This is a genomic window from Pseudomonas sp. ARP3, assembly GCF_001029595.1.
Lineage (GTDB): Bacteria > Pseudomonadota > Gammaproteobacteria > Pseudomonadales > Pseudomonadaceae > Aquipseudomonas > Aquipseudomonas rhodesiae.
The window spans coordinates 74,531-90,302 of the sequence record NZ_LEKF01000009.1; the positions used below are offsets into that span (position 1 = coordinate 74,531).

The 15,772-nt window shown below is 60.2% G+C and carries 12 protein-coding genes; 8 read left to right on the forward strand and 4 right to left on the reverse strand.

Annotated features, from left to right (window positions below; genetic code table 11):
- The first annotated feature begins 408 nt into the window (after positions 1-408).
- Positions 409-1,185 carry a ferredoxin--NADP reductase gene (locus tag ABX75_RS12730; protein ID WP_047882029.1) on the forward strand — a complete coding sequence of 259 codons (777 nt, stop codon included), beginning with the start codon at positions 409-411 and terminating at the stop codon, positions 1,183-1,185.
- Between the two features lie 46 nt (positions 1,186-1,231).
- On the opposite strand, the gene mscL is transcribed toward ABX75_RS12730, so the two are convergent.
- Positions 1,232-1,648: a large-conductance mechanosensitive channel protein MscL gene (gene mscL / locus ABX75_RS12735; protein WP_034100843.1), complete on the reverse strand. Its 417-nt coding sequence runs from the start codon at positions 1,646-1,648 to the stop codon at positions 1,232-1,234.
- A 287-nt stretch (positions 1,649-1,935) separates the two neighbouring features.
- On the opposite strand from mscL, the gene katB reads away from it, so the two are divergent.
- The 4 genes from katB to ABX75_RS12755 are packed head-to-tail and all read left to right on the forward strand — an operon-like array spanning position 1,936 to position 6,222.
- Complete coding sequence (katB, locus tag ABX75_RS12740; protein WP_047882030.1) at positions 1,936-3,477, forward strand: catalase KatB; 1,542 nt, start codon at positions 1,936-1,938, stop codon at positions 3,475-3,477.
- 57 nt (positions 3,478-3,534) lie between these two features.
- A complete protein-coding gene (locus ABX75_RS12745; protein ID WP_040265489.1) occupies positions 3,535-4,074 on the forward strand; it encodes an ankyrin repeat domain-containing protein in 540 nt (179 codons plus the stop codon).
- A 35-nt stretch (positions 4,075-4,109) separates the two neighbouring features.
- Positions 4,110-5,477, forward strand: coding sequence for a DNA repair protein RadA (gene radA, locus ABX75_RS12750; RefSeq protein WP_017528869.1), 1,368 nt, complete (start codon positions 4,110-4,112; stop codon positions 5,475-5,477).
- Between the two features lie 16 nt (positions 5,478-5,493).
- Entirely contained in the window at positions 5,494-6,222 is a 729-nt protein-coding gene (locus tag ABX75_RS12755) for a hypothetical protein (RefSeq protein ID WP_034115172.1), read from the forward strand.
- 2 nt (positions 6,223-6,224) lie between these two features.
- On the opposite strand, the gene ABX75_RS12760 is transcribed toward ABX75_RS12755, so the two are convergent.
- Positions 6,225-6,593: a PilZ domain-containing protein gene (locus ABX75_RS12760; protein ID WP_047882031.1), complete on the reverse strand. Its 369-nt coding sequence runs from the start codon at positions 6,591-6,593 to the stop codon at positions 6,225-6,227.
- A gap of 174 nt (positions 6,594-6,767) precedes the next feature.
- On the opposite strand from ABX75_RS12760, the gene ABX75_RS12765 reads away from it, so the two are divergent.
- The 3 genes from ABX75_RS12765 to yjiA all read left to right on the forward strand — a co-directional run bounded on the left by ABX75_RS12765 (position 6,768) and on the right by yjiA (position 10,158).
- Positions 6,768-8,834 carry a carbon starvation CstA family protein gene (locus ABX75_RS12765; protein WP_034100834.1) on the forward strand — a complete coding sequence of 689 codons (2,067 nt, stop codon included), beginning with the start codon at positions 6,768-6,770 and terminating at the stop codon, positions 8,832-8,834.
- 15 nt (positions 8,835-8,849) lie between these two features.
- Positions 8,850-9,047, forward strand: a complete 198-nt coding sequence (locus ABX75_RS12770; protein ID WP_003194308.1) for a YbdD/YjiX family protein — start codon at positions 8,850-8,852, stop codon at positions 9,045-9,047.
- 151 nt (positions 9,048-9,198) lie between these two features.
- Positions 9,199-10,158: a GTPase gene (gene yjiA, locus ABX75_RS12775; RefSeq protein ID WP_034100832.1), complete on the forward strand. Its 960-nt coding sequence runs from the start codon at positions 9,199-9,201 to the stop codon at positions 10,156-10,158.
- 113 nt (positions 10,159-10,271) lie between these two features.
- Here yjiA and glyA read toward each other — a convergent pair whose 3' ends face one another.
- Both glyA and ABX75_RS12785 read right to left on the reverse strand, forming a co-directional pair.
- Positions 10,272-11,525, reverse strand: coding sequence for a serine hydroxymethyltransferase (glyA, locus tag ABX75_RS12780; RefSeq protein WP_034115170.1), 1,254 nt, complete (start codon positions 11,523-11,525; stop codon positions 10,272-10,274).
- Between the two features lie 228 nt (positions 11,526-11,753).
- Positions 11,754-15,605, reverse strand: a complete 3,852-nt coding sequence (locus ABX75_RS12785; RefSeq protein ID WP_034100829.1) for a bifunctional diguanylate cyclase/phosphodiesterase — start codon at positions 15,603-15,605, stop codon at positions 11,754-11,756.
- Between the last annotated feature and the right edge of the window lie 167 nt (positions 15,606-15,772).

Here is a 15,772-nt window from a genome sequence, read left to right on the forward strand (position 1 = left end):
ACGCTGCACGGAAAAGAGTGTAGGACATGGGCTATTTATTCGTATGAAAAAATCAGTATGTTAGGTGGCTATTTAAAGCGTTGGCCTTATACAAGAATCGGAATTCTGTGTAATTAATTTCGCCTTGCTTATGGCCTTCCCATTGGATTCAAGGGGGCTGCGCATAATATCAATTTGATATCTTTTGATTGGATGATAGGGAATGGTTTTAGTTTGGTAGTGGATTAATAGCCAAATAATTAGTGCGCGTTCATACAGGCTTGCGGCGCTAATAACCTTAATTAGTTAGTGGTCTTTACAGCGTTAGAACATCACTTGCTCGCATATTGGGTCAGGAGATTTCAATCATCGGTGTTAGCCGGCGCCGCTTTGAGGGACACTAGCGCCTTCTGCAGAACGGAGTTCCCCATGACGGCCAGTGCTGAAAAATACACCTGTCAGACCTTGCTCGATGTGCAATCGCTGACCCCCAGCCTGTTCACCCTGCGTACCACCCGTGACCCCGGCTTTCGTTTTACCGCCGGCCAGTTTGTGCGCCTGGGCGTCACCAAAGCCGATGGCAGCACGGTCTGGCGTGCGTATTCGGTGGTGTCGGCGCCCTTCGATGAATATTTGGATTTTTTCTCGATTGTCGTCCCCGGCGGGGAGTTCACCAGTGAACTGAGCCGCCTGCGCGTCGGCGATACGTTGATGGTGGAGCGCCAGGCCACGGGTTACCTGACATTGAGCCGCTTCGTCGATGGTCGTGACCTATGGCTGCTGGGCACGGGCACCGGGGTGGCGCCGTTTCTGTCGATCCTGCAGGACTTCGAAGCCTGGGAGAAATTCGAGCGCATCATCCTGGTGTACAGCGCCCGCGAAGCCAAGGAACTGGCCTATCAGGCGTTGATTAAGGAGCTGGGCGAGCGCGAGTACCTGGCCGAGTACGCGCATAAGCTTACCTACTTGCCCATCGTCACCCGCGAGCAGCACCCTGGCGCGCTGAATGGGCGTATCACCACGCTGATCGAAAACGGCGAACTGGAGCGCGCGGCCGGCGTAGAGTTGAGCCCCGAACACTCACGCGTGCTGATTTGCGGTAACCCGCAAATGGTCGATGACACCCGTCAGTTGCTGAAAAAACGCGACATGAATCTGTCGCTATCCCGGCGCCCTGGCCAGGTGGCGGTGGAAAACTACTGGTAAACAAAAGGCGCCTGCTGGAGGCGCCTTTTTTCCAAACCGCTGCGGTTTAAAGCGGTTTGTCGTGCTGTGCCTTGAGCAGATCGCGGATCTCGCCCAACAACACTTCTTCCTTGGTCGGCGTCGGCGGCAGGGTCGGCGCCTTGGCCTCTTCGCGCTTGAGACGGTTGATCACCTTCACGCCCATGAAGATCGCAAACGCCACAATCAGGAAGTCGACCACGCTCTGGATGAACTTGCCGTAGGCCAGCACCACAGCCGGTGCGTCGCCTTGGGCTGCCTTGAGGGTGATCGCCAGATCACCGAAGTCCACCCCGCCGATCAACAGACCGAGAGGCGGCATCACCACGTCGCCTACAAACGAGGAAACAATTTTGCCGAAGGCGGCGCCGATGATGATACCGACGGCCATGTCGACCACATTACCTTTGACCGCGAAGGCCTTGAACTCACTGATCACGCCCATAGGTTATTCCTTGTTACAGATGAGAAGGGTGGGGCTCAGTGTAAGTCAGTCGTTGCGGGCTTGCGCGAAACAACTCTTAACACTGTTGGTTTTTATCGACACATTAAAACGCAAATAGTTTGCAAAGTGCCATCAATCGCGCGCGAAATACCCAGAAATTCAGTGGCTTACCAGATTATTTTGTTAATCGGGCTGGTACGGCTTTTCTATTTATCTTCTGACTCTTGGGTCACTAGCCTCTGGCAAGCACAACTGAATGTGCATCAAAAAAACCAGAGGAAACCTTGATGAAAAACTCACTCAGCCGCGGCCCGGTTTTGACGCGGCACGCGTTGATCCTGGCCACCGCCAGCCTGCTTTCCCTGTCTGTACACGCCGCCACCCTCACGCGTGACAACGGTGCCGCCGTTGGCGACAACCAGAACTCCCAGACCGCCGGCGCCACCGGCCCGGCGCTGTTACAAGACGTGCAACTGATTCAGAAACTGCAACGCTTCGACCGCGAACGCATCCCCGAGCGCGTGGTGCACGCGCGCGGCACCGGTGCCCACGGCACCTTCACCGTCACCGATGGCCTCAGCGACCTGACCAAGGCCAAAGTATTTGCTCCCGGCGAAACAACCCCGGTGTTCGTGCGCTTCTCCGCCGTGGTGCATGGCAACCATTCCCCGGAAACCCTGCGTGATCCGCGCGGCTTCGCCACCAAGTTCTACACGGCCGACGGCAACTGGGACCTGGTCGGGAATAACTTCCCGACGTTCTTTATCCGCGACGCCATCAAGTTCCCAGATATGGTGCACGCATTCAAACCCGACCCGCGCACTAACCTGGACGACGACTCCCGCCGTTTCGACTTCTTCTCCCATGTTCCCGAAGCAACCCGCACCCTCACCGAGTTGTACTCGGACTACGGCACGCCTGACAGTTACCGGGAGATGGACGGTAATGGCGTACATGCTTACAAGTTGATTAACGCCAAAGGGGAAGTGCACTACGTCAAGTTCCATTGGAAGAGCCTGCAAGGCATCAAGAACTTGGATCCGAAACAAGTGGTCGATGTGCAAGGGCGTGATTACAGCCACATGACTAACGACTTGGTCACCCATATCAACAAGGGCGACTTCCCTAAGTGGGACTTGTATGTGCAGGTGCTCAAACCGGAAGACTTGGCCAAGTTCGACTTCGATCCACTGGACGCTACTAAGATCTGGCCGAATGTGCCCGAGCGCAAAGTGGGGCAGATGGTACTGAACCGCAATCCGGCTAACGTATTCCAGGAGACCGAACAAGTCGCCATGGCGCCGGCCAATCTGGTGCCGGGCATCGAGCCGTCTGAAGACCGTCTGCTGCAAGGTCGGGTGTTCTCCTACGCCGATACCCAGATGTACCGCCTGGGCGCCAATGCCCTGCAACTGCCGATCAACGCCCCACGCGTGACCGTCAACAACGGCAACCAGGATGGCGCGATGAACAGCGGTAAAACCAGCAGCGGCGTGAATTATCAGCCAAGTCGCCTGGAACCACGGGAAGAGCCACAAGCCGCGCGCTACAGCCAGTTGCCGCTGACCGGCAGCACCCAGCAAGCGAAGATCCAGCGTGAGCAGAACTTCAAGCAGGCCGGTGATCTGTACCGTTCGTACAGTCAGAAAGAGCGTCAGAACCTGATCGAAAACTTCGGTGGTTCCCTGGCTACAACGGACGACGTGAGCAAGCACATCATCCTGTCCTTCCTTTACAAGGCTGATCCGGAATACGGCACCGGTGTGGCCAACGTCGCCAAGGGTGACCTGGCCCGCGTGAAGGCGTTGGCCGACAAACTGACCGACTGATCCGTTGGTTCCGATCGGCGCCGGCCAACGGCGTCGATCCCTGGCAGGAGAAAACCCATGCGTTTAACTATCGGTTTGCTGATCGCCCTGCTGGCGTTCACCGCCCAGGCTGAATCCCCCGATCCCGCCGCGCTCAAAGCGCAGTTGCAGGACTATTACTTCGACGCCGCCCGCCGTGGCGACCTCGATATGCTCAATACCTTCATCGAGTCCGGCTACAGCCTCAATACCCAGGACGACAAGGGCTACACCGCCCTGATCCTGGCCGCCTACCACGGCCAGGCTCCGTTCGTGGATCGTTTGCTCGCCGCCGGTGCCGATGCCTGTGTGCAGGACAAACGCGGCAATACCGCGCTGATGGGCGCAATCTTCAAGGGTGAGCTGAAAATCGCCCAGCGCTTGCTGGCCACCGACTGCAACCCCGACCAGCGCAACGGCGCCGGGCAGACCGCCGCCATGTACGCCGGGCTGTTCAAGCGCGTCGAACTGCTGGATGAACTGAAGGCCAAGGGCGCCGACCTCAACGCCGAAGACCCGGTGGGCAATAGCGCCTCGCGATTGGCCAGTGGTGAAATCCGGACCCCAGCGTCGCGCTGAGCTATCATCGCGGTTTTTCGGTTGGAGGTTCTCGAATGGCAAAGGCCAAGCGCATGTACGGCTGCACGGAGTGCGGCGCGACCTTTCCCAAGTGGGCCGGCCAGTGCGGCGAATGCGGGGCGTGGAACACCCTGACGGAAACCATGATCGAGAGCGGCGGGGCGGCGGCGCCTACCGGTCGCGCCGGCTGGACCGGGCAACAGGCGCAGATCAAAACCCTGGCTGAAGTCAGCGTCGAAGAAATCCCGCGTTTTTCCACGGCATCCGGCGAACTTGACCGGGTGCTGGGCGGCGGCTTGGTGGATGGCTCAGTGGTGCTGATCGGCGGCGACCCAGGCATCGGTAAGTCGACCATCCTGTTGCAGACCTTGTGCAGCATCGCCAGCCGCATGCCGGCGCTGTACGTCACCGGTGAAGAATCCCAGCAACAAGTGGCCATGCGCGCCCGTCGTCTGGGCCTGCCCCAGGACCAGTTGCGGGTGATGACCGAGACCTGCATCGAAAGCATCATCGCCACGGCGCGGATCGAAAAGCCGAAAGTCATGGTGATCGACTCGATCCAGACGATTTTCACCGAGCAATTGCAGTCGGCGCCGGGCGGCGTGTCCCAGGTGCGTGAGAGCGCGGCGCTGCTGGTGCGTTATGCCAAGCAGAGCGGCACGGCGATTTTCCTGGTCGGCCATGTGACCAAAGAAGGCGCCTTGGCCGGGCCTCGGGTGCTGGAACATATGGTCGATACGGTTTTGTATTTCGAGGGCGAGTCCGACGGCCGTCTGCGCTTGTTGCGGGCAGTGAAAAACCGCTTCGGCGCGGTCAACGAGCTGGGCGTATTCGCCATGACCGACCGCGGGTTGAAAGAAGTCTCCAACCCTTCGGCGATTTTCCTGACTCGCGCTCAAGAAGAAGTCCCCGGTAGCGTGGTAATGGCGACGTGGGAAGGCACCCGGCCAATGTTGGTGGAAGTGCAGGCGCTGGTGGATGACAGCCACTTGGCCAACCCGCGCCGCGTCACCCTTGGCTTGGATCAGAACCGTCTGGCGATGCTGCTCGCGGTGCTGCACCGCCATGGCGGCATTCCGACCCACGATCAAGACGTGTTCCTTAACGTGGTCGGCGGGGTCAAGGTGCTGGAAACCGCGTCGGACCTGGCGTTGATGGCGGCGGTGATGTCCAGCCTGCGCAATCGGCCATTGCCCCACGACCTGTTGGTATTTGGTGAGGTCGGCCTGTCCGGCGAAGTGCGCCCGGTGCCGAGCGGTCAGGAACGTCTCAAGGAAGCCGCCAAGCACGGCTTCAAGCGCGCGATCGTGCCCAAGGGCAACGCGCCGAAGGAAGCGCCGGCGGGGTTGCAGATCATTGCGGTGACGCGACTGGAGCAGGCGCTGGATGCACTTTTCGAATAAATCAGGACGGGCCGCTATGCAACGATCCAAGCACTGGGGCATTGCCGCCCTATTTGTCACCCTGACCGCCGCCTCCGCCATGACCTGGGCGGCGGCGCCGCCGGCGGGCTATCGCCTGGCGCAAACCCTGGCAACCGAGCAGGGCAGCCAGTTGCAGATCCTGGAAGACCAGCGCATCAGCGCGCAGATGCACAAGGACAGCTGGGGCAGCGGGCTGGATGAGGACTCGTTCGACGAGCCCGGCGATCTGGTCGACAACCCGTTGCTTGAGGCTCAAGTGCGCCTGGTGTCGGCTGCCGATCAGGTGATCGCGCAACAGGACCTCGGCTACCCACTGGCCGAGGTCAGCGAGGCCCCGCTCAAGGGGTTGCCCGAACCTGTGTATTTTTTGAGCATCGACATGACTGCGCCAATGGGCACTTACAGCGGCCCAGCCACCCAAATGCTGCTACCGGCCAAGCAGCAACTCACACCGCTGAGCTTCACCGGCGCGGACGGCAAATCCCAGCCGCTGACCCTGGCGCACACGGGAAAGGCTGACTGGCAGGTGGCGACGCCGGCCAGTGGCGGGCCGGATGAACTGTTGCAGGTATCGTCTTTTATGGACGGCGACGGTGAGGACGATTTCACCACGCGCTACCAGACGTATCGCTATGTCGACGGGCAATGGCAAGTCGCGTCGAGTCAGAAAAAGGGTTACTGGGACATGGAAAGCGAGTTTCCCGCTCGCGAGGCGTTTCCCTGAGCTTATACCTCCAATAACGCGCCCAACTCTCGCTCAAGTTCCGCTTGATCGCCGAGGTTCAACTCGATCAGCCGCCGCAAGTGGCTGATCGAATCCAAGTCGATCTCTTTGCACACAAAGCCCAGTTGGCCGTGATCGTCGTGGGTCAGCTTGACCTGCATTTTGATATGCGCCTTTGGGTCCAGACGGATATCGACGTCGAACGGCAGGGCTTTATTGCCCTTCCAGGGCTCCGGCCGTTTTACCGCCAGGCCCTTTAACGACAAGTCCACCAACTTTACCGGCCATTCCTCGCCGTTTTGTCGAAGTTCGGTTTTCGCATCCAGGGCGATGCGGCGGAAACAGCGGCGGTCGGACGGGTGATTGGTCATGGTGAAACCCTCTGGAGATGGATGGAGTGTAGCCCTGCGCCATCATTGGGCGGTTTTTTCTGCTTTTTTCCGCGTTGCAAGGCTCTAGACCAATGGAGGGGGGTGGCCTTTGAGGCCAACAGCGCTAAACTCCGGGTGGTTGTCCTTTCTGTCCACCCTGGCTGGAATATAAAAATGAAAAATAATAATAGCCTGCTACGCCACTTACCCTGGCTGGTGCTGGCAATCGTAGGAGCGTGCGCCCTGGGCGTAGTGGCCTTGCGCCGCGGCGAGGCGATCAACGCCTTGTGGATTGTGGTGGCCGCAGTGGCCATTTACCTGGTTGCTTACCGGTACTACAGCCTGTTCATCGCTAACAATGTGATGCAGCTTGACCCACGGCGGGCCACCCCCGCAGTGCTCAATAACGACGGTCTGGACTATGTGCCGACCAACAAACACATCCTGTTCGGTCACCACTTCGCGGCAATTGCCGGCGCAGGCCCGCTGGTCGGCCCAGTACTGGCAGCGCAAATGGGTTACCTGCCCGGCACGCTGTGGCTGATTGCCGGTGTAGTGCTGGCCGGTGCGGTACAGGACTTTATGGTGCTGTTCCTGTCCACCCGTCGCAATGGCCGTTCCCTGGGGGATATGGTGCGCGAAGAGATGGGGCGCATTCCGGGGACCATCGCGCTGTTTGGCTGCTTCCTGATCATGATCATCATCCTCGCGGTGCTGGCACTGATCGTGGTCAAGGCCCTGGCCGAGAGCCCATGGGGCATCTTCACCGTGATGGCGACCATCCCGATCGCGATGTTCATGGGCATCTACATGCGCTATATCCGCCCAGGCCGTATCGGTGAAATCTCCATCATCGGCGTGCTGTTGCTGCTCGGTTCGATCTGGCTGGGCGGGCAGATTGCCGCCGATCCGGTGTGGGCCAAGGCGTTCAGCTTTACCGGCGTGCAGATCACCTGGATGCTGATCGGCTACGGCTTCGTAGCGGCGGTACTGCCGGTGTGGCTGATCCTGGCCCCACGGGACTACCTGTCCACCTTCCTCAAGATCGGCACCATCATTGCCCTGGCAATCGGCATCCTGGTCACCATGCCCGAGCTGAAAATGCCGGCGCTGACCCAGTTTATCGATGGCACCGGCCCGGTGTGGAAAGGCGGGCTGTTCCCGTTCCTGTTCATCACCATCGCTTGCGGTGCGGTCTCGGGTTTCCACGCGCTGATCTCCTCGGGCACCACGCCCAAGCTGCTGGATAATGAGACCAACGCCCGCTACATCGGTTACGGCGGCATGTTGATGGAGTCGTTCGTGGCCATTATGGCGATGGTGGCGGCCTCGGTGATCGAGCCGGGTGTGTACTTCGCCATGAACAGCCCGGCCGCCGTAGTTGGCGGGGATGTAATGGCCGTGGCGCAGACCGTCAGCAGTTGGGGTTTTGCTATCACCCCGGAAGCGCTGCAAGCGGTGGCCCATGACATCGGCGAAACCACCATCCTGGCCCGTGCCGGCGGTGCGCCGACCCTGGCGGTGGGGATCGCGCAGATCCTGCACAGTGTGCTGCCGGGTGAAAACACCATGGCGTTCTGGTACCACTTTGCGATTCTGTTCGAAGCCTTGTTCATCCTCACCGCTGTCGACGCCGGTACCCGTGCCGGTCGCTTCATGCTGCAGGATCTGCTGGGTTCGTTCGTGCCGGCGCTCAAGCGTACCGAGTCGTGGACTGCCAACCTGATCGCGACCGCCGGTTGCGTAGCGATGTGGGGTTACCTGCTGTATCAAGGGGTGATCGACCCACTGGGCGGCATCAACACCTTGTGGCCCCTGTTCGGTATCTCCAACCAGATGCTGGCGGGTATCGCGCTGATGCTGGCCACCGTGGTGCTGATCAAAATGAAACGCCAGCGCTACATCTGGGTGACCATGCTGCCGGCGGTCTGGCTGCTGATCTGCACCACCACCGCAGGCTTCATCAAGCTGTTCGACGCCAACCCGGCAATCGGCTTCCTGTCCCTGGCCAAGAAGTACAGCGATGCCCTGGCCGGTGGCCAGATCCTCGCGCCGGCCAAGAGCATCGACCAGATGCAGCATGTGATCTGGAATGCCTACACCAACGCGACGCTGACGGCGCTGTTTCTGTTCGTGGTGTTCAGCATCCTGTTCTATGCGCTCAAGGTCGGCGTCGCCGCCTGGGGCAACAAAGAACGCACGGATAAAGAAGCCCCGTTCCAGGCCATACCGGACGCATGATCGAGGATTGCAGCCATGTTCAATGACATCAGTCGCCTGGGTAAATACCTCGGTCAGGCCGCACGCCTGATGGTCGGCATGCCCGACTACGACACCTACGTCGAGCATATGCAAACCAAGCACCCGGATAAACCAGTGATGGACTACAAGGCGTTCTTCCGCGAACGCCAGGAAGCCCGTTACGGTGGCAAGGGTGGGCCCAAGTGCTGTTGACCGGGTAATCCGGCTGACAGTGTTCCTTGTGGGAGGGGGCTTGCTCCCGACAGCAGTGTGCCAGGCACTTATCTGCCACTGACACGCCGCTATCGGGGGCAAGCCCCCTCCCACATTGTTTTGTGTTTCTTCAGCTATAAGGAGAATTGTTGTGTCCTCTCCCATTCCCGTTACCGTTCTCAGCGGCTTCCTTGGCGCCGGTAAAACCACCTTGCTGCGCCACCTGCTCAAAGCCGAACACGGCCTGAAAATCGCCGTGATCGAAAACGAATTCAGCGACGCCGGTATCGACACCCAGCTGTTGGGTGAGGAGCCGGTGCAAGTCATGACGCTGTCCAACGGCTGCGTGTGCTGCACCATCCACACGGACCTGACCAAAGCCCTGTACCTGCTGCTTGAACGCCTGGACAGTGGCGAAATCGCGTTCGACCGCCTGGTGATCGAATGCACCGGCCTGGCCGACCCCGCTCCCGTGGCCCAGACTTTTTTCATCGACGAGGAATTGCGCGAGCGCTACATCCTCGACGGCATCATCACTCTGGTGGACGCAGCCCACGCCGAGCACCACCTGACCCAGACCATCGCCCAGGCGCAGATTGGCTTTGCCGACCGCCTGCTGGTGAGCAAGCGTGATTTGGTGGATGACGCCACATTCGACGCCCTCAGCGAACGCCTGACCCGCATCAACCGTCGCGCGCCGATTCGTGTGGTCGACCATGGGCAGATCGATCTGGGCGAATTGCTCGACGTGCGCGGTTTCAATCTCAACGCCGGCATGAGCCTGCGCCCGGTGAGCGCCGCGCCTTCCGTGGACCGTATCTCCAGCCTGGTGCTGCGCACCGACCAACCGCTGGATATCGACCGCCTCAGCGAGTTTATGAACGAACTGTTGGAAGACCACGGCAAACAATTGCTGCGCTACAAAGGCGTGCTGAACATTGCCGGGGAAGATCGGCGCATGGTGTTTCAGGGCGTGCTGAAACTCTACGGCTTCGACTGGGACACCGAGTGGGCCGAGGGTGAGGCGCGGGAAAGTGTGATTGTGTTTATTGCCGACGAGTTGCCGGAAGACAAAATCCGCGAAGGCTTTGCCAAGGTCTACCAACCCTGAAAACAATGTGGGAGGGGGGCTTGCCCCACCCACAGTTGATCTCATTTCAAGTTGCAGACCAGGCATAAAAAAGCCCGGCTCTAGAGCCGGGCTTCTTGTTCAAGCTACTGCGATCAAGCGCCGTATACCGGCAGCTTCTTGCAGATCGCCTTGACTTTTTCGCGCACTGCGTCGATCACGGCTTCGTTGTTCAGGTCAGCCAGGATGTCGCAGATCCAGCCGGCCAGTTCCTTGCACTCGGCTTCCTTGAAGCCACGAGTGGTCACCGCCGGGGTGCCGAAGCGCAGGCCGGAAGTGACGAACGGCGAACGTGGGTCGTTCGGTACCGAGTTTTTGTTCACGGTGATGAAGGCTTTGCCCAGGGCAGCGTCGGCATCTTTACCGGAGATGTCCTGCTTGATCAGCGACAGCAGGAACAGGTGGTTCTCAGTACCGCCGGAGACCACGTCGAAGCCGCGCTCGATGAACACGCCGGCCATGGCCTTGGCGTTCTTCACCACTTGTTGCTGGTAGGTCTTGAACTCAGGCTGCAGTGCTTCCTTGAAGCAGATCGCTTTAGCGGCGATGACATGCTCCAGCGGGCCACCCTGGGCGCCTGGGAACACGGCGGAGTTCAGCTTTTTCTCGATCTCGGCATTGGCGCGCGCCAGGATCAGGCCACCACGCGGACCGCGCAGGGTTTTGTGGGTGGTGGTGGTGACCACGTCAGCGTAAGGCACCGGGTTCGGGTAGACGCCAGCGGCGACCAGACCGGCCACGTGGGCCATGTCCACGAACAGGTACGCGCCCACTTTGTCGGCGATGGCGCGGAAGCGTGGGAAATCCAGGATCTGCGAGTAGGCAGAGAAACCAGCCACGATCATTTTTGGTTTGTGCTCGACTGCCAGGCGCTCGACTTCGTCGTAGTCGATCAGGCCATTGGCATCGATACCGTATTGAACGGCGTTGTACAGCTTGCCGGAGGAGGACACGCTTGCACCGTGGGTCAGGTGACCGCCGTGGGCCAGGCTCATGCCCAGGATGGTGTCGCCGCCTTGCAGCAGGGCCAGGTACACGGCGCTGTTGGCTTGGGAGCCGGCATGTGGCTGGACGTTGGCGTAATCGGCGCCGAACAGCTCCTTGGCGCGGTCGATGGCCAGTTGCTCAACCACGTCGACGTACTCGCAACCACCGTAGTAGCGCTTGCCTGGGTAGCCTTCGGCGTACTTGTTGGTCAGAACCGAACCTTGAGCCTCCATGACCGCGGGGCTGGTGTAGTTTTCCGAAGCGATCAGCTCAATGTGCTCTTCCTGGCGCACGGCTTCTTGCTCCATGGCGGCGAAGAGATCGGCGTCGAACTTGGCAATAGTCAAATCACGGCTGAACATGGCGGTCCTCAAGGATCGGGGGCAGAAAAGGAGGGCATTCTAACCCAATGGGTTTTAGATGGCATATGAAAGGACGTCATGTCGCGGACAAGCGGGATTCACTTCGGGATGGGTGGTGGCTGTGCCGGCCTCATCGGGGGCAAGCCCCCTCCCACCTTCGACTTGTGAATACATTCAAATGTGGGAGGGGGCTTGCCCCCGATGAGGCCAGTGGCCGCGCCACACCCTTCAATCGAACATGAACAGCGCATCATTGCTGAACTGCGCTTCGAACCGATGCGCTGGCATTGGCCGCCCGAACAGGTAGCCCTGTACCTCGTCGCAACCATGCTCGCGCAGGAAGTCCAACTGCTCGTGGGTTTCCACGCCCTCGGCGATCACCGCCAGGTTCAGGCTGTGAGCCATGGCGATAATGGCGCGGGCGATCTGGGCATCCTGCTCGCCGGACGGCAGGCCGTCGACGAAGGTGCGGTCGATCTTCAGGACATCGATGGGGAACTGCTTGAGGTAGTTGAGCGACGAGTAACCAGTGCCGAAGTCGTCCACCGCAATGCTCAGGCCCAGGTTTTTCAGGCTGTCGAGGATGTGCATGGCTTCGTTGACTTCGCGCATCAGGATACTTTCCGTCAGCTCAAGCTCCAGGCATGCCGGCGGCAGGCCAGTGTCCTTCAGAATGGTGGCGATGCGCGTGCCCAGTTGGCCATCGGAAAATTGCCGCGCGGAGATGTTCACCGAGACTTTCGGCACGCGGACTTTGTTCTGGTGCCAGGTCTTGAGCTGGCGACATGCCTCGGCGATAACCCAATCGCCCACGTCTACTACCAGGCCCAACTCTTCCAGCACTGGGATAAAGTCCCCCGGCGGCACCAGCCCGCGACGCGGATGGCGCCAGCGCAGCAGCGCCTCGGCGCCGGTCAGGCGTTTGCCGTCGCCGCTGAATTGCGGCTGGTAATAGAGCACGAATTCGTTCTGGTCGAGGGCGTGGCGCAGGTCGCTTTCCAGTTCCAGGCGCTCCAGAGCGCTGGCGTTCATGTCGGCCTGGTAGAACTGGAAGTTGTTCTTGCCGCGTTCCTTGGCGTGGTACATCGCGGTGTCGGCGTTTTTCATGAGCTGGCTCAGCTCGTTGCCATCCTGCGGGCTCAAGGCGATACCGATACTGGCGGTCACAAAGAACTCGCGGCCCTCCAGCACGAACGGCCTCACCAGGCTCGCCAGGATTTGCTCGGCCACATGAATGGCGCGGTTGAGCGCCATTTCACGGTTGACCCGCGGTTGCAGCAACAGGGTGAACTCGTCGCCGCCCATGCGCGCCACGGTGTCGTCTTCGGCGACGCAACCTAGCAGACGGGTCGCCATTTCCTTGAGCATGCGGTCGCCGGCGGCATGGCCCAGGGAGTCGTTGATCGGTTTGAAACGGTCCAGGTCAAGGAACATCAGCACCACCCACGACTTCTGCCGTTCGGCCGACTGCAACGCGGTGTGCAGGCGGTCCTGGAACAATGTGCGGTTGGGCAGGTGGGTCAGAGCGTCGTAATAGGCCAGGCGGTGGATGCGCTGCTCGCTGGCCTTGCGCTCGCTGATATCGCTGAAAAAACACACGTAGCTGGCCAAATCGCCTTCATCGTCGAACACGGCGGTAATACCCACCCAGGCCGGGTAATGCTCGCCGTTGCGGCGCTTGAGCCACACTTCGCCCTCCCAGGTGCTGTGCTGATGCAATTGCTTGAGCACATAGCGCAGGTGGGCTTCCTGCTGCTCGTCGACGGTGAGCATGTTGGGTAACTGATCCAGCACATCCGCCACTTCATAACCGCTGACCCGGCTGAACGCTTCGTTGGCCTGCACGATATAGCCTGCCGGGTCGGTGATCAGGATCGCCGACGTGGAGTGCTCGAATACCGTGGCCGCCATGCGCAGGTCTTTTTCCGCGCGGCGTTGCTGGCTGATGTCCCGACCGACACCGAGGATGCCCTCGAACGTGCCGTGCTCGTCCCACACCAGCACCACCCGCAATTCGATCGGCACTTTACGACCGTCGGCGCGCAGGCAGTCGAACAGAAACAGTTGGGTCTGCACCTGATCGCGCAGCTTGCTCAGGGCCTCCTGGTCGCCCAGGGCGCGGCTGACCTGTTCCACCAGGCTGTAAATGCCGGCCAGTTGCTGCGGGTTGGCGATGATCGATTGCCAGCCGTTCTTGAACACCCAGTCCACGTCATAGCCCAACACGGCGTTGACCGAGGGGCTGATGTAATTGAGGGCCAAATTGCTGTCGGTGGAGCAGATCACGTCGCTGATGCTCTCGGCCAACATGCGGTAGCGCTGCTCGCTGTCGCGCAGAGATTCGCTGGCTTCGATCTGGTCGGTAATGTCCTTGGCCACCCCGATAATGCGGGTGACTTGAGAGGTTTTGTCCCGGGCCAGGGCCTGTTCACGGATATCGAAACGTCGCCACTGGTTGTTGCGATGGCGAAAGCGCAGTTGGCAGTGCAGTTGCGTGGCATAACCGGTCTGGCGTTGCTGCTGGCGCAAGTCGTGATAATGCTCGGCGTCTTCGGGATGCAGCAGGATTTCCCAGAAGTACTCACCCATTTGCTGCAGTTCGACGCGGTTATAGCCTAGGGTCTGGCCCAAGTGGTGGTTGCTGAAAATCATGCGCTGGCTGATCACGTCCTGTACATACAGGTGGTCCGGCACTGTGCGGACCACGTCCGACCAGAAACTTTCGCGCTCCACCAGGGACAGTTCGATCAGCTTGCGACTGGTGATATCGCTGATACTGAGAATCACCGCCTTGAAATCGTCCTGCTGCTCTGGCAAGCGCATCACCAGCCACAGGTATTGATCGTTGCCGGCCACATCGTTGAGCTGGATTTCCAGCTCTAACTGGTCCTGTTGGGTCAGGACCGCTTCGAGGATCTGGTAACCGATGGAGGTAACGTTGTTCGGGCAATCGCTGATCAAGCGTTCCCAGGCGTCTTCGCACGAACCCACGTTGAGCAGGCGTACCGCGACCTGGTTGACTTCGGTGATGCGCAGCTCATCGAGCAGTTGGCGATAGTCGTCCGGGTTGGCATGCCGCCAGGCGTTCAATTGTTCGCGGCTGCGCAGGTGCGCGCGTTCAAAGAACGTGGTGAGGCCGGATAGGTCAAGCACGCACAGGGCCACGCCGGTGCCTTCGAAAATGTCCTGGTAACGGCGGCGTCCCTCATGCACCTGGCGCTGACGACGGCGCATGTTAAACAGAACGATCACGGGGACCAGCGAGAAGGCCAGGCCCAGGAGGCATTTGCCGATGAACGCCGGTAGCAGTTCCTCAAGCACGGCGCTGCGGTCGAACAGGCCGCGCAGTTGCCAATCGCTTTTGCTCAGAGGCGTGACCAGTACACTTTTGTTCAATTCGTCCGGGGTCAGGGCGCTGGTCCATTGGGCCGGCATGCCGCTGTCACGGCTGATCACGCGGTGGTTGAGGCGGTTCTCGATGGCCCACGCCGGGCGCTGGCCCGGGTTGTCCTGGCGGGTGAGGTTGGTCAGGTACTCCGGTGCCAGCCGCAACGCCCAGTACACCCTGGAACCGCCGCTTGGCTGGTGCAGCAACAGATAGATGAGCGAACCGTCGTCGTTGTTGCTCAGGTAATAGGCTTGGCCGTGGCTGCGCTGTACCAGATCTTCGAGCCAGGCGGCGTCCTGGCTATCGGGCGCGCTGTCGCTGATCATCGCGCCGCTGGGGGCGAGCAGGGCCACGCTGCGTAATTCCGGCAAGGAGCGTTGCAAGGTCAGCATCAGTGCCTGTTGCTGTTCGCGGTCGCGCGGTGCTTCGACCATCGGCAGCAGGTTCAGGGCGATCTTGGCGCTCAGGGCCATGTTCAGGCTGATCTGTTCGGCCAGGTCGGCGCTGTAGTCGATGGTGTATTGCTGCTGGTTTTTCTGGTTTTGCTGCAGTTGATCCAGCAACTGCCAGAACAATAAAGCGAGCAGCAGCAAGACGAGCGTCGCCAGTGCGCCTTTAAGAGGACCGTGCAGGGGCGCTCCCGGCGCTAAATGAGCGGCGCGCAAAGGAGTTGGCGGCGTGACTTTGGACAAGCTGTAATCCTGCGGTTTGGCTGGACTGGCGCGCGACGTGCACTATAAGCCGGACGCCCGGAGGGCGGCTAGCATGCCTTGTGTTGTGGCAAAGTGCCAGTCCCGCCTGGCTGGACTGACCAAGCGCATTCAGGTAGCTTTGCCGGTTACGCGGGGGCGTTCCAGCC